This window comes from Stenotrophomonas sp., assembly GCF_032103445.1.
Lineage (GTDB): Bacteria > Pseudomonadota > Gammaproteobacteria > Xanthomonadales > Xanthomonadaceae > Stenotrophomonas.
The window spans coordinates 1-26,599 of record NZ_DAMDFR010000060.1 but is presented as its reverse complement, the minus strand read 5'-3'; the positions used below and the strand labels follow the sequence as shown (position 1 = coordinate 26,599).

Annotated in this window: 24 protein-coding genes and 3 tRNA genes; all 27 read left to right on the top strand. The window is 64.0% G+C overall.

The window, feature by feature from the left end; translation table 11 throughout:
• Positions 1–211 (top strand): hypothetical protein (locus RT551_RS17060; RefSeq protein WP_313460795.1); only part of this gene is annotated, 211 nt, incomplete at its 5' end.
• A 346-nt stretch (positions 212–557) separates the two neighbouring features.
• Positions 558–1,313 (top strand): triose-phosphate isomerase, encoded by a 756-nt coding sequence (gene tpiA / locus RT551_RS17055; RefSeq protein WP_311192031.1) that lies wholly within the window; start codon positions 558–560, stop codon positions 1,311–1,313.
• 26 nt (positions 1,314–1,339) lie between these two features.
• Complete coding sequence (gene secG, locus RT551_RS17050) at positions 1,340–1,792, top strand: preprotein translocase subunit SecG (protein ID WP_311192030.1); 453 nt, start codon at positions 1,340–1,342, stop codon at positions 1,790–1,792.
• A 49-nt stretch (positions 1,793–1,841) separates the two neighbouring features.
• A tRNA-Leu gene (locus RT551_RS17045) sits at positions 1,842–1,926 on the top strand.
• Between the two features lie 113 nt (positions 1,927–2,039).
• On the top strand, positions 2,040–2,396 hold the full coding sequence (locus tag RT551_RS17040) for an NADH-quinone oxidoreductase subunit A (RefSeq protein WP_026069699.1): 357 nt from the start codon (positions 2,040–2,042) through the stop codon (positions 2,394–2,396).
• Positions 2,387–2,941: an NADH-quinone oxidoreductase subunit B gene (locus tag RT551_RS17035; RefSeq protein ID WP_017354657.1), complete on the top strand. Its 555-nt coding sequence runs from the start codon at positions 2,387–2,389 to the stop codon at positions 2,939–2,941. Before RT551_RS17040 ends, RT551_RS17035 begins: the two co-directional genes overlap by 10 nt.
• Before the next feature lie 32 nt (positions 2,942–2,973).
• Positions 2,974–3,723, top strand: a complete 750-nt coding sequence (locus RT551_RS17030; protein WP_313460794.1) for an NADH-quinone oxidoreductase subunit C — start codon at positions 2,974–2,976, stop codon at positions 3,721–3,723.
• Positions 3,720–5,027, top strand: a complete 1,308-nt coding sequence (locus RT551_RS17025; RefSeq protein ID WP_313460792.1) for an NADH-quinone oxidoreductase subunit D — start codon at positions 3,720–3,722, stop codon at positions 5,025–5,027. Before RT551_RS17030 ends, RT551_RS17025 begins: the two co-directional genes overlap by 4 nt.
• Positions 5,028–5,121: 94 nt before the next feature.
• On the top strand, positions 5,122–5,649 hold the full coding sequence (gene nuoE / locus RT551_RS17020; protein ID WP_125360409.1) for an NADH-quinone oxidoreductase subunit NuoE: 528 nt from the start codon (positions 5,122–5,124) through the stop codon (positions 5,647–5,649).
• Positions 5,650–5,652: 3 nt separating this feature from the next.
• Positions 5,653–6,993 (top strand): NADH-quinone oxidoreductase subunit NuoF, encoded by a 1,341-nt coding sequence (gene nuoF / locus RT551_RS17015; RefSeq protein ID WP_282295090.1) that lies wholly within the window; start codon positions 5,653–5,655, stop codon positions 6,991–6,993.
• Positions 6,990–9,230 (top strand): NADH-quinone oxidoreductase subunit NuoG, encoded by a 2,241-nt coding sequence (gene nuoG / locus RT551_RS17010; RefSeq protein WP_313460790.1) that lies wholly within the window; start codon positions 6,990–6,992, stop codon positions 9,228–9,230. Before nuoF ends, nuoG begins: the two co-directional genes overlap by 4 nt.
• The gene (nuoH, locus tag RT551_RS17005; RefSeq protein WP_311192026.1) at positions 9,227–10,318 is read left to right on the top strand and encodes an NADH-quinone oxidoreductase subunit NuoH; all 1,092 of its coding nucleotides are present in this window, start codon (positions 9,227–9,229) and stop codon (positions 10,316–10,318) included. Before nuoG ends, nuoH begins: the two co-directional genes overlap by 4 nt.
• 3 nt (positions 10,319–10,321) lie before the next feature.
• On the top strand, positions 10,322–10,810 hold the full coding sequence (gene nuoI / locus RT551_RS17000; RefSeq protein ID WP_311192025.1) for an NADH-quinone oxidoreductase subunit NuoI: 489 nt from the start codon (positions 10,322–10,324) through the stop codon (positions 10,808–10,810).
• Between the two features lie 9 nt (positions 10,811–10,819).
• The gene (locus tag RT551_RS16995; protein WP_313460787.1) at positions 10,820–11,476 is read left to right on the top strand and encodes an NADH-quinone oxidoreductase subunit J; all 657 of its coding nucleotides are present in this window, start codon (positions 10,820–10,822) and stop codon (positions 11,474–11,476) included.
• Entirely contained in the window at positions 11,473–11,778 is a 306-nt protein-coding gene (gene nuoK / locus RT551_RS16990) for an NADH-quinone oxidoreductase subunit NuoK (protein WP_125360403.1), read from the top strand. Before RT551_RS16995 ends, nuoK begins: the two co-directional genes overlap by 4 nt.
• A 7-nt stretch (positions 11,779–11,785) precedes the next feature.
• Positions 11,786–13,993: an NADH-quinone oxidoreductase subunit L gene (gene nuoL / locus RT551_RS16985; RefSeq protein WP_313460786.1), complete on the top strand. Its 2,208-nt coding sequence runs from the start codon at positions 11,786–11,788 to the stop codon at positions 13,991–13,993.
• Positions 13,994–14,016: 23 nt separating this feature from the next.
• Positions 14,017–15,525, top strand: a complete 1,509-nt coding sequence (locus RT551_RS16980; protein WP_313460784.1) for an NADH-quinone oxidoreductase subunit M — start codon at positions 14,017–14,019, stop codon at positions 15,523–15,525.
• A gap of 15 nt (positions 15,526–15,540) precedes the next feature.
• Positions 15,541–17,001 (top strand): NADH-quinone oxidoreductase subunit NuoN, encoded by a 1,461-nt coding sequence (gene nuoN, locus RT551_RS16975; RefSeq protein ID WP_313460782.1) that lies wholly within the window; start codon positions 15,541–15,543, stop codon positions 16,999–17,001.
• A gap of 118 nt (positions 17,002–17,119) precedes the next feature.
• Positions 17,120–17,196: transfer RNA gene (locus tag RT551_RS16970), tRNA-Met, on the top strand.
• Positions 17,197–17,380: 184 nt separating this feature from the next.
• On the top strand, positions 17,381–18,208 hold the full coding sequence (locus RT551_RS16965; protein WP_313460781.1) for an RHS repeat-associated core domain-containing protein: 828 nt from the start codon (positions 17,381–17,383) through the stop codon (positions 18,206–18,208).
• A gap of 51 nt (positions 18,209–18,259) precedes the next feature.
• Positions 18,260–18,336, top strand: a tRNA-Met gene (locus RT551_RS16960).
• 203 nt (positions 18,337–18,539) lie between these two features.
• The gene (locus RT551_RS16955; protein WP_313460779.1) at positions 18,540–19,436 is read left to right on the top strand and encodes an RHS repeat-associated core domain-containing protein; all 897 of its coding nucleotides are present in this window, start codon (positions 18,540–18,542) and stop codon (positions 19,434–19,436) included.
• Between the two features lie 61 nt (positions 19,437–19,497).
• Positions 19,498–20,364 carry an RHS repeat-associated core domain-containing protein gene (locus tag RT551_RS16950; protein WP_313460777.1) on the top strand — a complete coding sequence of 289 codons (867 nt, stop codon included), beginning with the start codon at positions 19,498–19,500 and terminating at the stop codon, positions 20,362–20,364.
• A 122-nt stretch (positions 20,365–20,486) separates the two neighbouring features.
• Positions 20,487–23,480 (top strand): autotransporter domain-containing protein, encoded by a 2,994-nt coding sequence (locus tag RT551_RS16945; protein ID WP_313460775.1) that lies wholly within the window; start codon positions 20,487–20,489, stop codon positions 23,478–23,480.
• 309 nt (positions 23,481–23,789) lie between these two features.
• A complete protein-coding gene (gene rimP / locus RT551_RS16940) occupies positions 23,790–24,380 on the top strand; it encodes a ribosome maturation factor RimP (RefSeq protein ID WP_313460774.1) in 591 nt (196 codons plus the stop codon).
• Between the two features lie 7 nt (positions 24,381–24,387).
• Positions 24,388–25,899, top strand: a complete 1,512-nt coding sequence (nusA, locus tag RT551_RS16935; protein ID WP_125362312.1) for a transcription termination factor NusA — start codon at positions 24,388–24,390, stop codon at positions 25,897–25,899.
• A gap of 95 nt (positions 25,900–25,994) precedes the next feature.
• Positions 25,995–26,599 (top strand): translation initiation factor IF-2 associated domain-containing protein (locus RT551_RS16930; RefSeq protein ID WP_313460772.1); only part of this gene is annotated, 605 nt, incomplete at its 3' end.

Sequence of the window (26,599 nt, the reverse complement as noted above, 5' to 3'; positions counted from 1 at the left end):
AACATCCATGTTTTTGACGGTCCCGCAAACCCACCCCGGCACGCCCCAGACAGAGGGCCGGGGGCCGTGGGGAAATGCCACAGCAACATCAACGGCGATGTCGATCTGGGGTCATGCGTTACCGGAAGTTGGGAATTTCACGGCGATCGTCTGTCGACCGATCCCACCAAAGCAGATCCAGCGCAAGCAGGTCCAACGCACGGACAAGTGATGAGTTGGTTTTGACCGTCCGTGGCCACCGACGCACTGTCATGGCGGCTCGGGGTGGGCTGGAGGGGGCGTGAGCCGCATGGATGCGGCGATCGAGCTTACAAGGACGTACTTGCAGCGTCCCCCGCAACGCCCGTCCCGAGCCGCCAAACCAGGGAATCCGTGAACCGAGGGCTGTTCGCCCAAATCCAACAGCAGCCGGGCACAGCCCGGCGATACGTAGCGCGTGCAATCCGGGATCCCGACCCCCCACGCGAATTATCCAATTGAAATGTAAGCGTTTTCGGTGGAACAGGGATTCGTTACATCCGGTATCATTGCCGGCTGATACCCAAAAGGAGACCGCCATGCGCCGCAAGATCGTCGCCGGTAACTGGAAGCTGCACGGCAGCCGTCAATTCGCGACCGACCTGGTCAGTGACGTGGTCGCCAGCCTGCCGAAGGATGGGGTCGAGGTGGTCATCCTGCCGCCGTTGCCGTACCTCGGTGAGCTGGTCAACGATTTCGAGGGTCGGGCTGTCGCTTTTGGCTCGCAGGACGTCAGCTCCAATGAAAAGGGGGCCTACACCGGTGAGGTGTCCGCGGCCATGCTGGCCGAGGTCGGGGCCCGCTACGGGCTGGTCGGCCATTCCGAGCGCCGCCAGTACCACCATGAAAGCAGTGAGCTGGTCGCCCGCAAGTTTGCCGCCGCCATCCACGCCGGCCTGGTGCCCGTGCTGTGCGTGGGCGAAACCCTGGAGCAGCGCGAGGCCGGGCAGACCGAAGACGTCATCGCCAGCCAGCTGGCCCCGGTGCTGGACCTGGTTGGTCCGGCCGGCTTCCAGCACGCCGTGGTCGCCTACGAGCCGGTCTGGGCCATCGGTACCGGCAAAACCGCCTCCAAGGAGCAGGCGCAGGAGGTCCATGCCTTCATCCGTGGCGAAGTGGCCAAGCGGGATGCTAGAATCGCCGATTCGTTGCCGATCCTGTACGGCGGCAGCGTCAAGCCCGACAACGCTGGGGAACTGTTCGCGCAGCCCGATGTCGATGGTGGGCTGGTAGGCGGGGCCTCGTTGGTCGCCGCAGATTTCCTGGCCATCGTCGAGGCGGCGACCGGGCGTTAAATGAATAATCCGAGGACGGATTCGAAATGCTGATGTTGATCCTCAATGTGGTCTACGTGCTGGTATCGGTGGCCATGATCGCGCTCATCCTGATGCAGCGTGGTTCCGGCGCGGCCGCAGGCTCGGGTTTCGGTGCCGGTGCCTCGGGCACGGTGTTCGGTGCGCGCGGTGCGTCCAACTTCATGTCCAAGACCACCAAGTGGCTGGCCGTGGTGTTCTTTGGCATCAGCCTCTTCATGGCCTGGTACGCCAGCCATGGTGCCCGTCCGACCGTTGATGCCGGCCTGGGCGTGATGTCCGCCCCGGTCCAGAGCGCCCCGGCGGTGCCGGCGGGCGAGCTGCCGGCCGTGCCGAAAGCCCCCGAAGCCGCTGCGCCGCAGCCGGTTCCGGCCGCTGCTGCCCCGGCCACTGTGCCGGCTCAGGCGGAAACGTCGAATTCTGGTGAAGAAAAGCCCGCTGAAGGCTCCCAGAATCGCTGAAGACGGTTACAATATGCGGCGCACCGGGCAACCCCCGGTGCGATCGTAAGCCCAGGTGGCGGAATTGGTAGACGCACTACCTTGAGGTGGTAGCGACTTAGGTCGTAGGGGTTCGAGTCCCCTCTTGGGCACCATTTGTTTGTAAGCGGTCTGCGGTCTGGCGCGTCATGCGCCAGATCTGCGTTCCGTCCACTCCCCCATGCCAAAACGCCTGCAGGCGTGGCGGCAGAGGCAAGAGAGAATCGCTGTGCTGGCCGAATATTTGCCGTCTCTGCTGTTTCTGATTGTTGCCACCGGTATCGGCGTTGCGCTGATGCTGGTCGGTCGGTTCCTCGGTCCCCGGCGTCCAGATCTGAAGAAGCTCTCGCCGTACGAATGCGGCTTCGAGGCCTTCGAGGACGCGCGCATGAAGTTCGATGTGCGCTACTACCTGATCGCGATCCAGTTCATCGTATTTGACTTGGAAATCATCTTCATCGTGCCGTGGACCCAGGTGTTCATGGAGCTGGGGGCGCGTTCCCTGGTCACGATGGGCCTGTTCGTGGGCATGCTTTTCCTCGGTTTCATTTACGTCTGGAAGAAGGGAGCGCTGGAATGGGAGTAATTCAGACTCTCGATGGCCTGATGAACAACCCGGTCCCGGAAGGGCGGGTCGACGACATCCTGCGGCCGGAAGGTGACAACCCGCTGCTCGAGAAGGGCTATGTGACCACCAGCGTCGATGCGCTGTTGAACTGGGCACGTACCGGCTCGATGTGGCCGATGACCTTCGGTCTGGCCTGCTGCGCGGTTGAGATGATGCACGCCGGTGCGGCGCGCCTCGACCTCGACCGTTATGGCGTGGTGTTCCGCCCGTCGCCGCGTCAGTCCGACGTGATGATCGTGGCCGGTACCCTGGTCAACAAGATGGCCCCGGCGCTGCGCAAGGTCTACGACCAGATGCCGGACCCGAAGTGGGTCATCTCCATGGGCAGCTGCGCCAACGGTGGCGGCTACTACCACTACTCGTATGCAGTGGTGCGTGGCTGTGATCGCGTGGTGCCGGTGGACGTCTACGTCCCGGGTTGCCCGCCAACCGCGGAAGCGCTGGTGTACGGGATCCTGCAGCTGCAGAAGAAGATCTGGCGTACGCAGACCATCGCCCGCTGACATTCCTCCTGACAAGAGCACGCCAAGCCCCCATGGCAGAGCAAGCATCCTTCATCGACCGACTCTCCGCACGTTTCGCAGGTGCGCAGGTCTTCGTGGTCGAACCCCGCGGCGAAGTGACGCTGGAAGTGCCCGCTGCTGACTGGCTGGCGACGGCGATTGCGCTGCGCGACGAATTCGGTTTCGAGCAGTCCGTTGACCTGTGTGGTCTGGACTACCTCGGCTACGGTGACGACGAATGGGACACCGCTGATGTCTCCTCGCACGGCTTCAGCCGTGGCGTGGAAGGCAAGGGTGCCGGTCGTTTCGCGTGGGGTGAATTCCCCAGTCGCGAAACCGCCGACGGTGCCCAGCCGCAGCCGGTGCCGCAGCAGCGTTTTGCGGTGGTGGCGCAGCTGCGCTCCTACCAGCACAACCTGACCATGCGCATCCGCTGCTTCGCGCCGAACGAAGAGCTGCCGGTGGTCGCTTCGCTGACCCCCGTGTGGCCGGGCCTGAACTGGTTCGAGCGTGAAGCGTTCGACCTGTTCGGCGTGATCTTCGAAGGTCACCCGGACCTGCGCCGCATCCTGACCGACTACGGCTTTGTGGGGCATCCGTTCCGCAAGGACTTCCCGCTGATCGGCAACGTCGAAGTGCGCTACGACGAAGAAAAGAAGCGCGTGATCTATGAACCGGTGACCTCGGTCGAACCGCGCGTCGGCGTGCCGCGCGTGATCCGTGACGATGCCCGTTTCCAGACCGCTGCCGGTGAAACCGCGCAGTCGGAGGCAGTGAAGTGAGCCAGATCCATCAGTCCCACCAGGCGTTTGCGAGCAACCCGGCCGAATCGCGCCAGGAAATCCGCAACTACACCATGAACTTCGGCCCCCAGCATCCGGCTGCGCACGGTGTGCTGCGCCTGATCCTGGAAATGGACGGTGAAACCATCGTCCGTGCCGACCCGCACGTGGGCCTGCTGCACCGGGGCACCGAGAAGCTGGCCGAGTCCAAGCCGTTCAACCAGTCCATCGGTTACATGGACCGCCTCGACTACGTGTCGATGATGTGCAACGAACACGCCTACGTGCGCGCGATCGAAACCCTGATGGGGATCGAAGCGCCGGAGCGTGCGCAGTACATCCGCACCATGTTCGACGAAATCACCCGCATCCTGAACCACCTGATGTGGCTGGGCTCGAACGCACTCGACCTGGGTGCGATGGCGGTCATGCTGTACGCCTTCCGTGAGCGCGAAGAGCTGATGGACTGCTATGAAGCGGTCTCCGGCGCGCGCATGCACGCGGCCTACTACCGTCCGGGCGGCGTCTACCGCGACCTGCCGGACCAGATGCCGAAGTACAAGGAATCGCGTTGGCACAAGGGCCAGGCCCTGAAGAACCTCAACGCCGCGCGCGAGGGTTCGCTGCTCGACTTCCTGGAGAACTTCACCGTTGAGTTCCCCAAGCGCGTCGACGAATACGAAACCCTGCTGACCGACAACCGTATCTGGAAGCAGCGTACCGTCGGCATCGGCGTGGTCACCCCGGAACTGGCCCACGCGTGGGGCATGACCGGTGTGATGCTTCGTGGCTCGGGCATTGCCTGGGACCTGCGCAAGAAGCAGCCGTATGCCAAGTACGACGCCGTCGACTTCGACATTCCGCTGGGCAAGGAAGGCGACTGCTACGACCGCTACCTGGTCCGCGTCGCGGAAATGCGCGAATCCAACCGCATCATCAAGCAGTGCGTGGCGTGGCTGAAGGCCAACCCGAGCCCGGTGATGGTGAAGAACTTCAAGGTCGCTCCGCCCAAGCGTGAGGACATGAAGGACGACATGGAAGCGCTGATCCATCACTTCAAGCTGTTCAGTGAAGGCTACTGCGTGCCGGCCGGCGAAACCTATTCGGCGGTGGAAGCCCCGAAGGGTGAGTTCGGCTGCTACCTGATGTCCGATGGCGCCAACAAGCCGTTCCGCGTGCACCTGCGCGCGCCGGGCTTCGCCCATCTGTCCTCGATCGACTCGGTTGTGCGCGGGCACATGCTCGCCGACGTGGTGGCCATGATCGGCACCTACGACCTGGTGTTCGGCGAGGTCGACCGGTGATGCCGGCCGCAAGCACGATGCCTGACACCCGCCGGCTGCTGCCGGCGCTGCAGGTTCTGGTTTTCCACGATTTGGTATTCGTTGAGGTCGGCCGATGAAGGCGACAGGTAATTTCGAGGCGGCGCGCGACGTCGACCCGATGGTGGTGCTGAGCGACAAGACCCGTGCTCACATCGATCACTGGCTGTCCAAGTTCCCGCCGGACCGCAAGCGCTCTGCCACGCTGCAGGGCCTGCATGCCGCGCAGGAGCAGAACCAGGGCTGGCTGACCGACGAACTGATCGCCGGCGTGGCCAAGTACCTCGATCTGCCGCCGGTGTGGGCGTACGAAGTGGCCAGCTTCTACTCGATGTTCGAGCTGGAGAAGGTCGGCCGCCACAACGTCGCCTTCTGCACCAACATCAGCTGCTGGCTGAACGGTGCGGAAGACCTGGTCGCGCACGCCGAAAAGAAGCTCGGCTGCAAGACCGGCCAGTCCACCGCTGACGGCCGCATCTACCTCAAGCGTGAAGAAGAATGCCTGGCCGGTTGTGCCGGTGCGCCGATGATGGTCATCAATGGCCACTATCACGAGCGCCTGACCGTCGAACAGGTCGACGCGCTGCTGGACGGGTTGGAGTAAGCCATGGCACATCATCACGCACCCACTGGCCCGGTCGGTCCCGCACCGCTGCCGCACCAGGTGGTCTACACCACGCTGCACTACGACACCCCGTGGTCGTACGAGAGCTACCTCAAGACCGGTGGCTACGCTGCCCTGCGCAAGATCCTCGAAGAGAAGATCCCGCCGGAGCAGGTGATCGAGATGGTCAAGCAGTCGAACCTGCGCGGCCGTGGCGGCGCGGGCTTCCCGACCGGCCTGAAGTGGTCCTTCATGCCCAAGGGCACCATGCAGAAGTACATCCTGTGCAACTCGGACGAATCCGAGCCGGGCACCTGCAAGGACCGCGACATCCTGCGTTACAACCCGCACTCCGTGGTCGAAGGCATGGCCATTGCCTGCTACGCCACCGGCAGCACCGTGGGCTACAACTACCTGCGTGGTGAATTCCACCACGAGCCGTTCGAAAACTTCGAACAGGCCCTGGCCGACGCCTACGCGAACGGCTGGCTGGGCAAGAACATTCTCGGCAGCGGCGTGGATATCGACATCTACGGTGCGCTGGGTGCCGGCGCGTACATCTGCGGCGAAGAAACCGCGCTGATGGAATCGCTGGAAGGCAAGAAGGGGCAGCCGCGCTACAAGCCGCCGTTCCCGGCCAACTTCGGCCTGTACGGCAAGCCGTCGACGATCAACAACACCGAAACCTACGCTTCGGTGCCGGCGATCATCCGCAATGGCCCGGAATGGTTCCAGAGCCTGAGCCTGACCAAGAACGGCGGCCCGAAGATCTTCTCGGTCTCCGGCTGCGTGCAGAAGGGCGGCAACTTTGAAGTGCCGCTGGGCACCACCTTCGACGACCTGCTGGAAATGGCCGGTGGTCTGAAGCCGGGCCGCACCCTGAAGGGCGCGATTCCGGGCGGCGTCTCGATGCCGGTGCTGAAGGCCGAAGAGCTGAAGGGCCTGCAGATGGACTACGACACCCTGCGTGCCCTGGGCACCGGTCTGGGTTCGGGGGCCATCGTGGTGCTGGACGACAGCGTCTGCTGCGTCAAGTTCGCCTGCCGCATCAGCCAGTTCTTCCACAAGGAATCCTGTGGCCAGTGCACCCCGTGCCGTGAAGGCACCGGCTGGATGCACCGCGTGCTCGAGCGCATCGTCGCCGGCAAGGCCACCATGGAAGACCTGCACCAGTTGAAGGCCGTGGCCGGTCAGATCGAAGGTCACACCATCTGTGCGTTCGGTGAAGCGGCGGCGTGGCCCATCCAGGGCTTCCTGCGCCAGTTCTGGGACGAATTCGAGTACTACATCGTCAACGGTCATTCGATGGTTGACGGCAAGAAGGTGGAGGCAGCCGCTGCATGAGCGCGCAACCCAACAATCCCGCCGCCCCGGCCGTCGTGCCGGAAGGGCACGTGACCGTCGAGATCGACGGCCAGTCCCTGGTGGTGCCCAAGGGCTCGATGATCATCCAGGCCGCCGACAAGGCCGGCATTCCGATCCCGCGCTTCTGCTACCACGAAAAGCTGCCGATCGCGGCCAACTGCCGCATGTGCCTGGTCGATGTTGAAAAGTCGCCCAAGCCGGCTCCGGCCTGCGCCACGCCGGTGATGGATGGCATGAAGGTCGCCACCCGCAGCGAAAAGGCGCTGAAGTTCCAGCGTTCGGTGATGGAGTTCCTGCTCATCAACCATCCGCTGGACTGCCCGATCTGCGATCAGGGCGGCGAGTGCGAGCTGCAGGACGTGTCGCTGGGCTATGGCCGTTCGGTCAGCCGCTTCAACGAACGCAAGCGCGTGGTGCCGGACGAGGACATCGGTCCGCTGGTCGCCACGGAAATGACCCGCTGCATCCAGTGCACCCGCTGCGTCCGCTTCACCGCCGACGTGGCCGGTACCTACGAACTGGGTGGCATGTACCGCGGTGAAAACCTGCAGATCGGCACCTACGACGGCAAGCCGCTGACCACCGAGCTGTCCGGCAACGTCGTCGACGTCTGCCCGGTGGGCGCGCTGACCAACAAGGTGTTCCAGTTCCGCGCCCGTCCGTGGGAACTGACCGCACGCGAGTCGCTGGGTTACCACGACGCGATGGGCTCGAACCTGTTCCTGCATGTGCGTCGCGGCGAAGTGCTGCGCGCGGTGCCGCGCGACAACGAGCTGGTCAACGAATGCTGGCTGTCCGACCGTGACCGTTACTCGCACCAGGGCCTGTACAGCGCCGACCGCGCCGTGAAGCCGCTGCGCAAGGTCAATGGCGAATGGCAGGAAGTGAGCTGGGCCGAAGGCCTGGCCGCCGCCAAAGAAATTCTGTCGGCCAACAAGGGCGACGACCTCGGCGTGCTGGTGCACCCGTCGGCTTCGAACGAGGAGGGCGCACTGCTGGCCCGCCTGGCGTCGGGCCTGGGCACCGGCAACATCGACCACCGCATCAACAACCGCGACTTCTCCGACGCCGCCATTGCCGAGACCTTCGGCCTGTCGCTGGCCGAGATCGAAGTCGCTGACAACATCGTCGTGCTCGGCAGCAACATCCGCCACGAGCTGCCGCTGCTGCACGCCCGCCTGCGCAAGGCGCAGACCACGCGCAACGCGAAGATCCACGCGATCAACCCGGTCGATTTCGACTTCGCCTTCAAGCTGGCCGGCAAGCAGATTGTTGCCCCGTCCAAGTTCGTCGAAGCGCTGGGCAATGCCGAGCTGCGCCAGGCGGTCACCGGCAATGCCGTGCTGATCGTCGGCGGCATCGCCGAAAACCACCCGCAGGCCGCCGCGATCCGCGCTGCCGCGCGTGATTTCGCCGCCGCTACCGGTGCCAAGCTGTGCCGCATTCCGCAGGGTGCCAATGCCGTGGGCCTGTCCCGCGCCGGCGTTCTGCCGGCCGGCAAGGACGTGGCTGCGATGCTGGCCCAGCCGCGCAAGGCGTACGCGATCTACGGCATCGAACCGGGCCTGGACTTCGCCGACACTGCTGCCGCCCGCAAGGCGCTGGCCGGTGCCCAGGTGGTGGCCTTCAGCCAGTTCGCCTGTGCCTCGACCCGCGATGTGGCCGATGTGATCCTGCCGATCGGCGCGCTGCCGGAAATCGACGCCACCCTGACCAACCTCGATGGTCGCGAGCAGTCGGCCCGCGCCGGCGGCAAGCTGCCGGGCGAGGCCCGTGAAGGCTGGCGCGTGCTGCGCGCACTGGGTGGCGAGCTGGCCCTGGCCGGTTTCGACTTCACCGACCTGGGCGGCCTGCGTGCCAGCCTGTCCCCGGTGACCGTCAATGTCTCCGCTTCCGCCGCCACGCCGGTCACCGGCGAAGGTCTGGAAGTGGCCTCCACCGCTGCGATCTACCGCACCGACGCCGTGGTCCGCCGCGCGCAGGCGCTGCAGTCGCACCCGCTGAACAACGCGCCGCGCATCGTGCTCAATGCCGATGACGCCGCCCGCCTGCAGCTGGTGGAAGGGCAGATGGCCAAGGTCGGCACCGATGCCGGCAAGGCCACGCTGCCGGTGGTGGTCGACGCCCGCGTCGCCGCGGGTTCGGTCTGGATTGAATCGGGCCACGGTGCGACCGCACCGCTGGGTGCCGCACGCGTAACGGTGGTGGCTGCATGAACGAATTGCTGTTGAACGCGGTCGACCCGCTGCACCAGTGGCTGCTTGGCCTTGGTGAAATCGGCGCGCTGATCTGGATCATCCTGAAGATCCTGCTGATCGCCATGCCGGTGATCATCTCGGTGGCCTTCTACGTGGTCTGGGAGCGCAAGCTGATCGGCTGGATGCACGTCCGCCACGGCCCGATGTACGTGGGCATGGGCATCTTCCAGGCCTTCGCCGACGTCTTCAAACTGCTGTTCAAGGAAATCATCCAGCCGGCCAGCTCGCACAAGGCGATCTTCGTGCTGGCTCCGCTGATCACCCTGGCCCCGGCCTTCGCGGCCTGGTCGGTGGTGCCGTTTGATTCGCAGATCGTGCTGTCCAACGCCAACGCCGGCCTGCTGTACCTGCTGGCGATGACCTCGCTGGGCATCTACGGCATCATCCTGGCCGGTTGGGCATCCAACTCGAAGTACGCGTTCCTCGGTGCCATGCGCGCCTCGGCGCAGATGATCAGCTACGAAATCGCCATGGGCTTCGCCCTGGTCGGCGTGATGATCGCGGCGGGCAGCCTGAATCTGAGCAACATCGTGATGGCCCAGGCTGGCAGCTCCGGCTTCTTCGACTGGTTCCTGATTCCGCTGTTCCCGCTGTTCGTCGTGTACTGGGTGTCCGGCGTGGCCGAAACCAACCGCGCGCCGTTCGACGTGGTGGAAGGTGAATCGGAAATCGTCGCCGGCCACATGGTCGAATACTCCGGCGGTGCGTTCGCGCTGTTCTTCCTGGCCGAATACGCCAACATGATCCTGATCAGCTTCCTGATCTCGATCTTCTTCCTGGGCGGCTGGCTGAGCCCGATCCAGGGCTGGGTCACCGCGGACATCTCGCCGTGGATCGACTGGGTCTGGAAGGGTGGTGCACCGTGGCTGTTCGTCAAGGTGTTCTTCTTCGCCAGTGCCTACATCTGGTTCCGTGCCAGCTTCCCGCGCTTCCGCTATGACCAGATCATGCGTCTGGGCTGGAAGGTCTTCATCCCGCTCACCATCGCGTGGATTGCAGTAACGGCGTTGATGGTGTTCTACGGCGTGATCCAGAAGGGCGTCTAAGTGATGAACAGAATTACCCATTACTTCAAAAGCCTGCTGCTGCTCGAACTGCTCGGCGGTCTGTGGCTGACGCTGAAGTACACCTTCAAGCCGAAGTACACGCTGATGTACCCGATGGAGAAGTTCCCGCAGTCGCCGCGCTTCCGTGGCCTGCACGCCCTGCGCCGTTATCCCAACGGCGAAGAGCGCTGCATCGCCTGCAAGCTGTGCGAAGCGGTGTGCCCGGCGCTGGCCATCACCATCGACTCGGCCAAGCGTGAAGACGGCACCCGCCGTACCACCCGCTACGACATCGACCTGTTCAAGTGCATCTTCTGCGGCTTCTGTGAAGAAAGCTGCCCGGTGGACTCGATCGTCGAGACCCACATTCTCGAGTACCACTTCGAGAAGCGTGGCGAGAACATCGTTACCAAGCCGCAGCTGCTGGCCATCGGTGATCGGCTTGAAACCGAAATCGCCGAGCGTCGCGCCGCCGATGCCGCTTTCCGCTGAGGTCGAATGATGGATTGGGTAAATATCAGTTTCTGGGTCTTCTCCATCGTGGCGGGCATCTCCGCTGCGGCGGTGATCAGCGTGCGCAATCCGGTCTATGCCGTGTTGTGCCTGATCCTGACCTTCTTCTCGGTGGCCTGCGTATGGCTGCTGGTCGGGGCCGAGTTCCTGGGCGTGGCCCTGGTGCTGGTCTACGTCGGCGCTGTGATGGTGCTGTTCCTGTTCGTGGTGATGATGCTCGACATCGACGACAACAACCTGCGCGAGGGCTGGGTGCGTTACCTGCCGATCGGCCTGCTGGTTGCGATCACCATGCTGGTGCAGATGCTGGTGCTGATCGGCGTGAAGGGCAGGGCGGTCAACCCGTTCCCGGCTGACAACGCCGCGGCCGTCGCCGCCGACAGCTCCAACATCACCTGGCTGGCGCGCAGCCTGTTCACCGAATACCTGCTGCCGTTCGAGTTCGCCGCCGTCATCCTGACCGTGGCCGTGGTTGCTGCCGTCATGCTGACCCTGCGTCGCCGTGACGGTCTGAAGACCCAGAACCCGACCGAACAGACCATGGTCAAGGGCAGCGACCGCCTGCGCGTGGTCAAGATGGACGCCGAAAAGCCGGTGGTCCACACCCTGACCAAGCCCTCCAGCAACGAGGAGACTGCTCCGTGATCACTCTGGGTCATCTTCTGGCGCTGGGCGCGCTGCTGTTCTGCATCAGCCTTGCCGGCATCTTCCTCAACCGCAAGAACATCATCGTGCTGCTGATGTCGATCGAGTTGATGCTGCTGTCGGTCAACATCAATTTTGTCGGGTTCTCGCGTGAACTGGGCGACACGGCTGGCCAGCTGTTCGTCTTCTTCATCCTGACCGTGGCCGCAGCAGAAGCGGCGATCGGTCTGGCGATCCTGGTAACCCTGTTCCGTACCCGCCGCACCATCAATGTCGGCGAAGTCGATTCGCTGAAGGGCTGATCCGTAGATGGAAATTACTCTCTCCAAGAGTCTGTTGATCGCAGTGGTGCTTGCACCGCTGTTCGGCAGCATCATCGCCGGCCTGTTCGGTCGTCAGGTAGGCCGCTTCGGCGCGCAGGCCGTCACCATCCTCGGTGTCGCGGTCAGCTGTGCGCTGTCCAGCTACGTGTTCTACCAGCTGCTGTGGGGCGGCGCGCAGCCGTTCAACCAGAACGTCTACACCTTCTTTGAAGTCGGCCAGTACTCGGCGCATGTCGGTTTCATGATCGACAAGCTGACCGCGATGATGATGGTGGTGGTGACCTTCGTGTCGCTGCTGGTCCACATCTACACCATCGGCTACATGGAAGAAGACCCGGGCTACCAGCGCTTCTTCAGCTACATCTCGCTGTTCACCTTCTCGATGCTCACCCTGGTGATGAGCAACAACTTCCTGCAGCTGTTCTTCGGCTGGGAAGCGGTGGGCCTGGTTTCGTACCTGCTGATCGGCTTCTGGTTCAAGCGCCCGACCGCGATCTTCGCCAACATGAAGGCGTTCCTGGTCAACCGCGTCGGTGACTTCGGCTTCATCCTCGGCATCGCCGGCGTGCTGTGGGTGTTCGGCAGCCTCGACTACGCCACCGTGTTCGCCAATGCACCGATCCTGAACCATCCTGAGGCTCAGCTGCAGGTGTGGTCGGGTACGATCAACCTGTTCGGCCTGACCTCGATCGAAGTGATGTCCGAGCCGGTGATCTGGTCGATCGCCACCATCATCTGCATCTGCCTGTTCATCGGTGCCATGGGCAAGTCGGCCCAGGTTCCGCTGCACGTGTGGCTGCCGGACTCGATGGAAGGCCCGACCCCGATCTCGGCGCTGATCCACGCGGCCACCATGGTCACCGCGGGCATCTTCATGGTCACCCGCATGTCGCCGCTGTTCGAGCTGTCGCAGACCGCGCTGAACTTCGTGCTGTTCATCGGTGCCACCACTGCGTTCTTCACCGGCCTGATCGGTATCGTGCAGAACGACATCAAGCGCGTTGTCGCGTACTCCACGCTGTCGCAGCTGGGCTACATGACCGTGGCGCTGGGCGTGTCGGCCTATTCGGCGGCCGTGTTCCACCTGATGACCCACGCCTTCTTCAAGGCGCTGCTGTTCCTCGGCGCGGGCTCGGTGATCATCGCCATGCACCACGAGCAGGACATGCGCAAGATGGGCGGCCTGCGCAAATACATGCCGATCACCTTCATCACCATGTGGATCGGCACCCTGGCCCTGGTCGGTACGCCGTTCTTCTCCGGCTTCTACTCCAAGGACACCATCATCGAGGCGGCCGAGCACCATGCTCACATCTCCTCGAGCTGGGTGGCGACCTATGGTTACTGGGCCGTGCTGGGTGGCGTGATCGTCACCAGCTTCTACAGCTTCCGCCTGCTGTTCCTGACCTTCCATGGCAAGGAGCGCTTCCGCGACGCACATGACGATCACGGCCATGGCCATGACGATCACCATGCCGTTGATGCGCATCATGCCGATGCCCATCACGGTGACGCCCACCATGGCGACGCGCATGACGACCACGGCCATGGCCACGGTCCGCATGAGCCGCACGAAACCCCGTGGGTGGTGACCCTGCCGCTGATCCTGCTGGCGATCCCGTCGATCCTGATCGGTTTCTTCAGCATCGGTCCGATGCTGTACGGCACCGACTGGGCCGGCCACCACGCCGAGCACGCGGTTCCGGGCCAGGTGCATGCGTTCTTCACCGGCATCGTTGATTTCTACGATCCGGCCCGCAACACCATTGGTGCGCTGGCGGAAGAGTTCCATGGTCCGGTGGCGTTCGCCCTGCACGGCATGATGGCTCCGGCCTTCTTCCTGACCGTGGCGGGCTTCCTGCTGGCGGTGCTGTTCTACCTGTGGAAGCCGGAACTGGCGACGAAGGCCCGCAAGACCTTCGCCCCGCTGGTCTCGGTGCTGGAAAACAAGTACGGCTTCGACAAGCTGTGGATCGGCGGTTTCGCCGGTGGCGGCGTCAAGCTTGGCAAGGTTTCCCGCGCGATCGACACGAATCTGGTCGATGGTGTGGTGGTCAACGGTTCGGCACGCCTGATCGACCTGGCTGCCAACCTGCTGCGTCGCACCCAATCCGGTTTCCTCTATCACTACGCCTTCGCGATGATCATCGGCCTGATTGCCCTGCTGGGCGCGCTGATGCATTACCTGCGTTGATGACCTGTACGGAATAAGAAGACGTGTCGAACTGGCCTCTACTCAGTGTTCTCATCTGGCTGCCGATCATCGGCGGTGCCTTGATCCTTGCCATCCGTGATGCCCAGACCGCGCGTTGGGCCTCGCTGGGCGTCGCAGTGCTGACCTTCGTGGCCAGCCTGTTCCTGCTCAGCGGTTACGACGTGAGCAACGACGCCCTGCAGTTCGTCGAGACCCGCGCCTGGATCCCGGCCTACGACATCGGCTACAACCTGGGTGTGGACGGCATCGCCATCGCGCTGATCCTGCTGACCACCCTGGTTTCGGTGCTGGCGCTGATTGGTGCCTGGAGCGCCATCGACAAGCGCGTCAACCAGTACGTGGCGGCCTTCCTTATCCTGGAAGGCGTCACCGTCGGTATCTTCGCTGCCACCGACGCGATGCTGTTCTACGTGTTCTTCGAAGCCATGCTGATTCCGATGTTCCTGATCATCGGTGTCTGGGGTGGTCCGCGTCGCATCTACGCCGCACTGAAGTTCTTCCTGTACACCTTCCTCGGCTCGGTGCTGATGCTTGTGGCGCTGATCTACCTGTACCTGAAGGGCGGCAGCTTCCAGCTGGCCGACCTGTACCAGCTGCAGCTGAGCGCGCAGGAGCAGACCTGGATCTTCTTCGCCTTCCTGATCGCCTTCGCGGTCAAGGTGCCGATGTTCCCGGTGCACACCTGGCTGCCGGACGCGCACGTGGAAGCGCCGACCGCCGGTTCGGTGATCCTGGCCGCCATTGCACTGAAGATCGGTGGTTACGGCTTCCTGCGCTTCAACCTGCCGATCGTCCCGGACGCCTCGCAGGAATGGGCATGGCTGGTCATCACCCTGTCGCTGATCGCGGTGATCTACGTCGGTCTGGTCGCCCTGGTCCAGGACGACATGAAGAAGCTGATCGCGTATTCGTCGATCGCGCACATGGGCTTCGTCACCCTGGGCACCTTCATCGCCCTGTGGCTGGTGCGTGACGCCGGCAATGCCGACGCCGCCCGCCTGGGTCTGCAGGGTGCGATGGTGCAGATGGTCTCGCACGGCTTCGTCTCCGGCGCGATGTTCTCCTGCGTCGGCGTGCTGTACGACCGCATGCACACCCGCCGCATCGCCGATTACGGCGGCGTGGTCAATGTGATGCCGTGGTTCGCCACCTTCGCCATGCTGTTCTTCATGGCCAATGCCGGCCTGCCGGGCACCAGCGGCTTCGTTGGCGAGTTCATGATCATCATGGCCAGCTTCCAGCGTAATCCGTGGCTGGCACTCGGCGCGGCCACCACGCTGGTGATCACCGCCGCCTACACGCTGTGGCTGTACAAGCGCGTGTTCTTCGGTGAAGTGGCCAACCCGCATGTGGCTGAAATGAAGGACATCAACGGTCGCGAGTGGCTGGTGCTGGGCGTGTTCGCCGTTGGCACGCTGGCCCTGGGTCTGTATCCCAAGCCGCTGACCGACCTGATGGAGCCCTCGATCGCGAAGCTGGCGATGCAGATCGCATCCAGCAAGCTGCTGTAATTCCAGGATTTGATGATGACCACCTCTTCGCTGTTGCCATTGACCGCCGCTGACCTGCCGCCGCTCGCTCCCGAGCTGGTGCTGATCGGCAGCGCCTTCGCGCTGATGATCCTTGACCTGTTCATCAGCAAGGACAAGAAGATCTGGACCCACCTGTTCTCGGTCGCCGCACTGGCCGTGGTGCTGTTCATGCTGGCTACCGGCGTGGGCGGGCAGGGCGAGGTGTTCCATGGCATGTTCATCCGCGACACTGCCGCCGACGTCATGAAGACCGTGGTCGTGCTGTGCAGCGGCCTGACCCTGATCTACGGCTGGAGCTACCTGCGCGAGCGCGATCTGTTCCAGGGCGAGATCCCGGTGCTGATCATGTTCGCCACTGCCGGCATGATGATCCTGGTCTCGGCCGGCAGCCTGCTGATGGTCTACCTGGGCCTGGAACTGCTCGCGCTGTGCTCGTACGCACTGGTTGCCATTAACCGTGACAACAAGCTGGCCACCGAAGCGGCGATGAAGTACATCGTGCTGGGTTCGCTGGCCTCGGGCCTGCTGCTGTACGGCATGTCGCTGATCTACGGTGCCACCGGTTCGCTGCACCTGGACGTGATCCACGACTCCATTGCCCACACCGAAGAGCGCGTGCTGCTGCTCACCGGCGTGGTGTTCATGATTGCCGGCGTGGCCTTCAAGCTGGGTGCCGCGCCGTTTCACATGTGGCTGCCGGACGTGTACCAGGGTGCCCCGGCACCGGTTGCGCTGTTCATCAGCTCCGCACCGAAACTGGCCGCGTTCGGCATGGCCTACCGCCTCCTGGAAGTGGGCGTCGGCCCGCTGGCGGCCGAGTGGAAGATTCTCATCGGTGGTCTGGCCGCACTGTCGCTGGTGATCGGTAACCTGATGGCCATCGCGCAGAGCAACCTGAAGCGCATGCTGGCGTACTCCACCGTGTCGCACATCGGCTTCCTGCTGCTGGGCATCGCCGGTGGCGGCGAGCGCGGCTACTCGGCGGCGCTGTTCTATGCCCTGAGCTACGCGATCATGTCGACCGCCGGCTTCGGCGCGATCATCGCGCTGTCGCGCAACGGCTTCGAGGCCGAGAAGATCGAAGACTTCAAGGGCCTGAACGCGCGCAACCCGTGGATGGCCGGGCTGGTCCTGTGCATCATGGCCTCGATGGCCGGCATCCCGCCGTTCCTGGGCTTCTGGACCAAGCTGGCCGTGCTCGGCGCAGCCGTTGATGGCGGCCTGCTGTGGCTGGCGATCCTGGGCGTGCTGTGTGCCGTGGTCGGCTGCTTCTACTACCTGCGCGTCATCAAGGTCATGTACTTCGATGAGCCGGTGGGCGAGCCGCTGCCGGCCCACAACGACCGCGTGCTGGGCGTGGTGCTGGGCGTGAACGCCCTGGCGCTGCTGGCCCTGGGCTTCGCCTGGAACCCGATCATGGTCTGGTGCCAGCAGGCTTTTGCACATCTCGCATAAAAAACGATACAAAACTGCACAGTTCGTGTAATATTCGTTTCCTGAGTTGTTGCTGCAGCGGTTTCGCCAGAAGATCGTTGCTTACGGAATCTACGGATTCCAGCTCATCCGCTTCTGATGCGGGGTGGAGCAGTCTGGCAGCTCGTCGGGCTCATAACCCGAAGGTCGCAGGTTCAAATCCTGCCCCCGCTACCAAGAAAACAAGAAGGGCGACCCCGAAACGGGTCGCCTTTTTTGTTTGCGCGCCACTTGGTAGTGGGCAGGGGGGGCCACGTAGAGCCGGGCTTGCCCGGCTGCCGTTCACGACCAACTAACACCGCCTCACGCAGCGTAACCCCACGGGGACAACTCCAGCACCACCAAAGCGGGGATCACCAACATGGGTTCCAGCGCAAACACCCACGCACCCATCGCAGCGCGCCTCGGCTACAACGGCGAACATCACGAACCCACAGGCGCCTGGCAGTCACTCGGCAACGGCCACCGCATCTACAACCCGGTGCTGATGCGCTTTCACAGCGCCGACCAAGAGAGCCCCTTTTCCCGCGGTGGAATCAACACCTATTGCTACTGTGGCGCTGAACCGGTGAACCGCACAGATCCCAGTGGTCGAGCATGGAAGATGATGGTCTTCGCCGCGATGTTTACCGGTGGGGCCGCTGCGCTGGGAGCAGCTGCTGTGGCTGTATCTGCAAAGAACGACACGCAACGACTGCTGGCAATCCTTGGCGGGGTGTCGGCCGTTATCGCAATTTCTCTGGGGGGGAGGTATGCGTTCAAGAAGCACGCCAAGAAACCCCAACCGGCACCTCAGGCACCGCAGCCAGCAGCGCGCACCGTCAAGGTGAGAGATGCGGAGACGCAGACTGATATCAAGATGGTTGCGGATGTGCCAACTACGCTTCATGAGCCATCAGCGCCTCCACTTTCCCCCACTTCCACGACACCGCCACTATCCCGGCAGGGAACCCCTGAACCCAGGAGGCGCCTGTCTTCTGTAGGTTCGGAAGCCTCTCACACGTTGGGATATTCAGGGCGGTCGATGGCGACAGCAGCCCGTACACCCCAGGCGATGAGTGTCCCGATATCGGGCAGAGCCGCCATGAGTCCGCAGAACACTGCAGGGAACATCCGACGCCAGAGCGTTTCCGAGGCGTTGGTCGCCCCCTATCGCAGGTACTCCGAGTACCAGTTCTATGTCTCGTAACCGGGGCGGGCTTGCGGCACCTGGAATATTGCACTACAATTCCGCTTCTGCTGCGGGGTGGAGCAGTCTGGCAGCTCGTCGGGCTCATAACCCGAAGGTCGCAGGTTCAAATCCTGCCCCCGCTACCAACTCAATCTGCAATGCAGGTGCAGTAGACGAAAAGGCGATCCGGGAACGGTTCGCCTTTTTTGTTGCCCGCTCGACGCAGCGGGGCCGCCGGCGACGTAGAGCCGGGCTTGCCCGGCTGCCCTTCACGACCATCTAACCCCGGCTGCTTCAGCGTAAAGCTGTCGGGGGCGACAAGCGGCAGAATCGCGCTACGGGAGTGTCCATGCCATCCACCTCGGCCATCGCCGAGTCGCCAAGCGCTGCGTGTACCCTTGGCTTCAACGGTGAGCTGCACGAACACTTCTCCTCGTGCCAGTTTCTGGGCAACGGTTACCGTGCGTTCAATCCGGTGCTCATGCGATTCCAAGGCCCCGACAGTCTCAGTCCCTTTCAGGAAGGAGGGATCAACGCTTATGCGTACGCCCGTATCGATCCGGTCAACTTGGCAGATCCCAGTGGGCATTTTGCACAGGCCATCGCCTGGGGAGCGCTGGCGGCGGCCGTGGGTACTGGGCTTGGAGCTGTGGCGTCTCACATTGCTGGGGATGACAAGGCGATGGGTGTGTTCGGAGCAATGGCATTGGGATTTGCAACCGCCAGTGTGTTGGCTGCCGCAGCGCACATCGTTCCGCGGAGCTTGTCGCCGAAGGCGTTCGGTCAGCAGCCAAAGGCTTCCGGGAAGGAACTGGGGCAGGGGGAGATGCGGTTCTTCCAGGCCAAGGACGGGACTCATGTCGTTCAAGCCCATGGGTTGCCCGGCGTGGCCCATCTAGGCGGTCGTGCCGTTGGCGCGGAGACACTGGTTCCTGAGATTCTCAGGCAAGCGGGAACAACGCCGATCAAACGACTGCAGATGCAGGTTTGCTTTGGCGCGGATCGAGGCATCAATTCTCTGGGCCACGCTGTAGCGAAGGGGGTGGGCGCGCCGACCATGGCCTTTGTTGGGCCACTGCACAACGCAGGGAGACGATTGACCTACAAGGTTGGAAATGAGCGGTACTTCCTGCCCGGCGGAGGGATGGTGACGCGCACTGGGGCGGCTCCGTCGAATCCATGGCGGCAGGGCAAACCGAACTTTCCTCGGGATGTGCGCGCGCTTCGCAACAAAAAGCGGCGTTGACGCCAGCGCGGGAACCACCTGCGTCATCACAGGGGCAATTCGAATGCCCTGCGGAGGCTGCATGCAGAACACAATCGCTGCCGCCTCTGGTGCCGGGTCCGGTTCACGCAGGCATACAGCTGTGGGTCACAACGGCCAGCTGCACGAAACGTCCTCACACCTACAGCATCTGGGCAACGGCTATCGCGTTTACTCGCCGTCGTTGATGCGCTTCCTGCAGCCGGACCGCCAAAGCCCTTTTGGCCAAGGTGACCTGAATGCCTACGCCTACTGCAACCTGGATCCGATCAATCGCAGCGATCCCAGTGGCCACTTCGCACTATGGATTGCGTCCGGTGTCGCCGCAGTCGGCATCCTTGGAGTCTTCACAACCGGCGCTGTCACGGCTTATCACGCCGACAAACACAAGCTTGCTTCGGTGCTGGCGATTGTGGGTGCGGGTTTGGCGGTCGCGGTAATGACAGGCGGGGTTGCGACGGCGTTGGCAAGAGCCATGCCACGAGCCCGATCCCCCGTCATGATCCGCGTGGCGCGGTCTCATCCCGTGACAGCGATCCCCCGCCCGGTGGGGCGCTTTCAACCCTTGGAGGCACGTGGCCGCGCCAGCGTCGGAAATCCACCATTGAATCGTGTGCCGCGCTTCCAGCGAAGGGCAGGCTCACTTGACGCGCAACACGTGCCAACCGCCGCTGCACCGCCTGCATCTCTGCCTGCGCGTGCGCGGGTGCATCCACAACAGAAGATGCAGCCACAGCCGGTGTTGGACAGGGCACTTTCACAACCGTCTGCTCGACCGCCCGGATCGATTCTTCGCGCAAAAGGTAAGGTCGCCGCAGTGAACAAGCGCGTGCGGTTCAACGATGATCTGGACATGCGGTGGTTTGACCGAGACGACGACATTTCCGTCTGGAACTCTGACGCGTCATAGCGCCTCAGATCCCTAAGTACTTTTACTGGTCTGCCCAGAATTGTGAACTTGAGCAGGCAGTTTTCATTCCCCGTTGATTCCCAAGCCGCTGCAATCGAGGCTTCCCCGCAAGGAGACGCCTCATGCGTGCATCTGGCCTGCCCGTCGCCGTCCGGCAAGGAATGGAATCTTCTTCACTAGTGCGCAATGCGCTCGCTCTTGCACTGATGGCCCCGTACCTCGCCACCGCCCAGGTTGTGGTCGACACCCCTCGCACCACCACCGTAAACCTCGATAGCGAACCCGGCTCCAACGCCGCTACCGCGCAGGTTACCGCCGGCGCAACCGTCAGTACTTCAAGCGGCGAAGCGCTGGTTGGCCAGAACTTCCGCTGGACACTGGACAACTACGGTCAACTCATCAGCACCGATCCCAATGTATTCGCCGTTCGCCTTCAGAATGGCGAAACCTTTCACAACCATATCGGCGCGGTGGTGCAGGGCGTAGGCGGCGGATTCACCGCCATCAACAGCGCGGCCACGGTCACCAATGAAGGCCGCATCGCCGCCAGCATCGGCCCGGGCCTCGAGCTGCGCGCCGGCGGCTTTCTGCTCAATGCAGCCGGTGCCGAAGTCGTCGGTGGCAACTATGGCGTGCGCCTGATCAACAGCAGCAACGGCCTGCTCAACGCCGGCCTGATCGAAGCGACCAACGGCGAGGCGCTGCACGTTGAAGGCGGTGCAGGCGATGTCATCAACGCCAACACCGCCGTGGTGCGCGGTACCACCCACGGCGTGAATCTGGTCAATGGCGGCGTGACCCTGATCAACGCAGGGCGCGTGGAGGCCAGCACCGGCGTCGGCGTGACCACCAACTCCGGTGGCACCGTCATCAATCAGCAGGGCGCAGCGATCCGCGCCGGCACGGTCGGCGTGAGCATGACCAACGGGACAGCGGCCATCAACAACACCGGCCTGATCCAGGGCGGCACCTATTCGCTGCGCTTCGAAACCGGCAACGGCACGCTCACCCAGGACAGTGGCGCGCTTTTGTTCGGCAGCGCGTACGGAGCTGGCAGCAGTCGCATCGTCTTACATGGCGAAGGCGTGGCCAGCAACGATTTCCTGCAGTTCGCCAGTCTCGCCGTGGATGCGCAGCGCTGGAGCCTGCTGGGTCGTACCGAGGCCGGTGCCACCACGATCACAGCGGGGCAGCTGTGGCTGGGGTCGCCGGGTCTTGAAGGCTCCGTTCTCACCGGCAGCACGGTCGATATCGGGACCGGCACAGTGTTCGCCGGCACCGGCAGCCGCATCGAGGCGGCAGTCAGCAATCACGGTACCTTGGCAGTTGGCTCAGGCCTGGCCGCCTGGTCGCCGTCGACAGGTTCGCTGGAGATAGTCGGCAGCCTCGACAATCGCGCCGTGATTGCGGCGACCAACGGCGTCAACTTTGGCAATACGCTCAACGTGACGGGCGACTATCACGCGCTGGGGGCGATTCAGCTTGGCGCGTCGGTGAGCGAATCGGATCAAGGCGCATTGGCCAACCAGCGGGCTGACCGCCTGCTCGTCCGCGGTGACGCCAGTGGCCTGACCGGCGTGGTGGTGACGGCAACCTCAGCCGCCTCGGCGGGTACCTCCGCAGCCTTCCACGGGCCTGATGCCGGCGTGTCGCTGATCCAGGTGTCCGGCCAGTCGAACGCCTCGGCATTCCTGCTGACACGCTCGTACGTGACCGGCGGAACACCGTTCCGCTATCGCCTCTACGCCTATGGACCGGGCGCGGCCAACGGGGCCGCGTCGCCCGCGCAGAATCTGGTCGGCAATCCCGCTGGTTATTGGGACTACCGGCTGCAGCGCGGCTTCGAGACCGCGATTCCGCTGCCGCCAGGGGTGATCGGTCTGCCGGGTGATGGAGATGGCGATGGCGATGGAGATGGAGATGGAGATGGAGATGGAGATGGAGATGGAGATGGAGATGCTGGTGGAGATGGTGGTGGAGATGGTGGTGGAGATGGTGGTGGAGACGGAGGTGGCGGAGATGGCGGCGGTGGCACCGGTGGTGGGGGTGGTGGAGACGGAGGCGGCGACACCGGTGGTGGAGGTGGCGGAACGGGCGGTGGGGGCACCGGAGGCGGTACCGGCACCGATGACGGCGGCGGTCGCTACGAATTGGCACCGCAGTTGCCGGGCTACCTGGCCATGCTCAACGGCCTGATCGCCACCGGCTGGGACGACCTGGACAACCTGCATCGCAGGCTGGGCGAGGTGCGCCGCGAAGGTGACGGGCAGGGCACGCAGCAGGACAGCGAAGTGTTCCTGCGCGCCCACGGCGGCCGTGCGCGCTTCGCGCCGCATCTGTCATTTGCCGAGTACGGTTATGCGCTGCGTCAGGACTACCGTGCGTTGCAGCTGGGCGGTTCGGCGATCGTGCCGTCAGAAGGCAGTGGCGTATGGCGCATCGGCGCGGCGCTCACTCTCGGCCGGGCCGAGCAGGAGCCCGAGCTGCGCGACGCCGCAGCCGATCTGCGCGTAGATACCCGCACCTGGCTGCTGATCGGCACCTGGATGTCAGCCGGCGGCATGTATGTGGACCTGCAGGGCGGCTATGGCGTGGCCAAGGGCCGCAAACGGGTGGATGTCGACGGTGAGATGGAGGTGGCGCGACCGCGCGGCAGCCGCTGGCTGGCCTCGGTGGAAACCGGCTGGCCGTTCAGGTTGGTCGGCTCGGCCTGGGGCCTGGAGCCGCAGCTGCAGCTGGCCTGGCAGGACGTGACCGTGGACCCGTTCAGCGACGCGGAGGGCCTGCGCGTGGCCGGGCGCTCCGAGTCGGCCGGCCTGGGCCGTATCGGCGTGCGCCTGTTCCGCGGCGCGGCCGAAGGCCAGCCGCCCGGCAACTGGGAACCCTGGCTGCGGCTGGACTACCTGCAGGGTTTCGAGGATGGCGGCCAGCTGGAAGTCAGCGGCGTCACTTTCCGCACCGACCACTATGGGCGCGCCTGGCGTGCCGGTGTGGGCCTGAGCGCCCGGCTTGGCAAGGGGTGGGACCTGTATGGCGAGGGCTACTGGCAGGGGCGCTTCAACGACGAAGGCTGGGAGGCGTGGAATGCCGTGGTCGGGGCCCGGGTGCGCTGGTGAACCTGTCTGGCGGCGGGTAGGACCCGTTGCACCAGTGCGGTGCAACGGCTATCATCAGTGGCTTAGCGGACTACCTGATTGGCCCCATTCTGTGAATGGAGCTTTGTCCCGCGACCGGCTTCCGGGCCGTGCGACTTCCAACCAGGTAGTCGTGACCCCCCGGGCAGCTGGGCTCGCAGTATCGCGTACACCGCGCTGCTGCTGCCGGAATCCAGCATGACCGGAGTTGTACCGGACAGGGGCCCAGCGGGCCCTTTGTTGTTTCCGGAAGCTGGTTCGCCAGCCCCTTTCTACGAATCAAGGCAGAACGTGAGCGACAAGGCAACTGAAATCGCGAACCTGCTCGGCCCCACCGTTGAGTCGCTGGGTCTGGAGCTGCTGGGCGTTGAGTATCTCACCGCGCCCGGTGGTGCCACCTTGCGCCTGTACATCGACGTGCCGGTGGCCGAACAGCCCGACCGCATCGTCAACATCGACGACTGCGAACGCGTGAGCCGTGAAGTCTCCGCGCAGCTCGACGTGGAAGATCCGATCAGCGCCAACTACACGCTGGAAGTGTCCTCGCCGGGCGTGGACCGCCCGCTGTTCACTCTTGAACAGTTCGAGCGCGCCATCGGCGAGTCGGCCAAGGTCACCCTGAAGCTGCCGCAGGACGGCCGCCGTCGTCTGCAAGGCGAGATTCTCGCCGTGGACGCCGAACAGGGCACGGTCACCTTCCAGGTCGACAACTTCCAGTTCACCGCCGATGTCGAGAACATCGACAAGGCACGCATCATGCCGGACTGGGCCGCCCTTGGCCTGGCTCCGAGCAAGCCGACTGGCCCGGCACCCAAGCAGGGTGGCAAGGCGAGCAAGAAACCAACCAACAAGCCGGCGGCCAAGAAGCCGCGCGCGGAGTAAGCAGCCGATGAGCAAGGAACTTTTGCTGGTAGTGGATGCGGTCGCCAATGAAAAGGGCGTGCCGCGTGAAGTGATCTTCGAGGCCATCGAAGCCGCACTGGCTTCGGCCGCGAAGAAGCGTTATCCGGACCAGGAAGTGCTGGCCCGTGTGTCGATCGACCACAAGGACGGCACCTACGAAACCTTCCGCCGCTGGGAAGTGGTGGCTGACGACGTGGTGATGGAATCGCCGGACCGCCAGATCCGTCTGATGGACGCGGTCGACGAAGCCGACGGCGTGGAAGTGGGCGACTACATCGAAGAACAGATCGAAAACCCGGACTTCGGCCGCATCGCGGCGCAGGCTGCCAAGCAGGTCATCGTCCAGCGAGTGCGCGAAGCCGAGCGCCAGCAGGTCGTGGATGCATGGAAGGACCGCGTCGGCGAACTGGTGACCGGTGTGGTCAAGCGCGCTGAGCGCGGCAACATCTATGTGGACCTGGGCGGCAACGCCGAGGCCTTCATTCCGAAGGACAAGGGCATTCCGCGCGACGTGCTGCGCGCCGGCGACCGCGTGCGCGGTTACCTGGCCGAAGTGCGTTCGGAACCGCGTGGCCCGCAGCTGTTCATCAGCCGCGCCGCGCCGGAATTCATGATCGAGCTGTTCAAGCTGGAAGTGCCGGAAGTCGGCCAGGGCCTGGTGGAAATCAAGGCCTGCGCCCGTGACCCGGGCGACCGCGCCAAGATCGCCGTGCTCGCCCACGACGCCCGTACCGATCCCATCGGTGCCTGCATCGGCATGCGCGGTTCGCGCGTGCAGGCCGTGTCCAACGAGCTCAATGGCGAGCGCGTGGACATCGTGCTGTGGAACGACAACCCGGCCAACTTCGTCATCAACGCCATGGCTCCGGCCGAAGTGCAGTCCATCATCGTCGATGAGGAAAAGCACTCGATGGATCTGGCTGTCGCCGAAGAGCGTCTGGCCCAGGCGATCGGCAAGGGCGGCCAGAACGTGCGTCTGGCCAGCCGCCTGACCGGTTGGCAGCTGAACGTGATGACCCAGGACCAGGTGACCGCCAAGTCGGAAGCCGAGCAGGGCGTCGCCCGCCAGCTGTTCATGGACAAGCTGGAAGTGGACGAGGAAATCGCCGCCATCCTGGTCACCGAAGGCTTCAACACGGTGGAAGAAATCGCCTACGTGCCGGTCGGCGAACTGCTGGCCGTGGAAGGCTTCGACGAAGACATCGTGGAAGAACTGCGTGCCCGCGCCCGCGACGCGCTGCTCAACGAAGCGCTGGCGGTGGAAGAGGGACTGGAAGACGGCCTGCCGGCCGCCGACCTGCTCGCCCTGGAAGGCATGGACGAGGCCACCGCCTACGCCCTGGCCGGCCATGGCGTGCGCACCAGTGAGGACCTGTCGGACCTGGCGACCGACGAGATCCTCGAGTTCGGCATCGAAGGCATGGACCAGGAGCGCGCCGCCGCCCTGGTGATGGCCGCCCGAGCCGAGGAGATCGCCCGCCTGGAGCGCGGCGAATGAGCCAGCGATGAACAGTGCCCTGACCCGCTCAGGGCTTAGACTCCGCGCTGCCTTCGTCCGTTTCGGAGGCGCGCCAACCAGATCATAGGATCCGAATGTCGCAGCAAACCACCATCCGCAAGCTCGCCGAACTGGTCAACACGCCGGTCGAGAAACTGCTTGAACAGCTTGCCGACGCCGGCATGAAGTTCAGCGGTCCCGACCAGGTCGTGACCAGCACCGAGAAGGTGAAGCTCCTGGGCTTCCTTCGTCGTTCGCATGGCAAGGCGGAAACGCCGGCCGAAAGCGCTGACGAAGCGGCCAAGAAGATCACCCTGAACCGTCGCAAGCTGCAGGAAGTGACGGTCAGCGCCGGTCGCAGCAAGACCACCGTCAACGTCGAAGTCCGCCAGAAGCGCACCTACACCAAGGACGCCAGTGGCAAGGCGATGACGCCGGATGAGGAGCGTGCCGACATCCTGCGCAAGCTGGAGGAATCCCGCCAGCGCAATCTGGACGAACAGCGTGCCCTGGCCGAGAAGGACCGCCTGCGCGACGAGGAAATCGCCCGCAAGCGCCAGGAAGAGCAGGCTGAAAAGGACCGCATCGAAGCCGAGCGCAAGGCTGCTGAAGCCGCCGCTGAAGCCGCGCGCAACGCGCCGGCCGAAAAGGCGGCACCGGCCCCGGCTGCCGAAGCGCCTGCGCGCGCCGCACGCCCGGC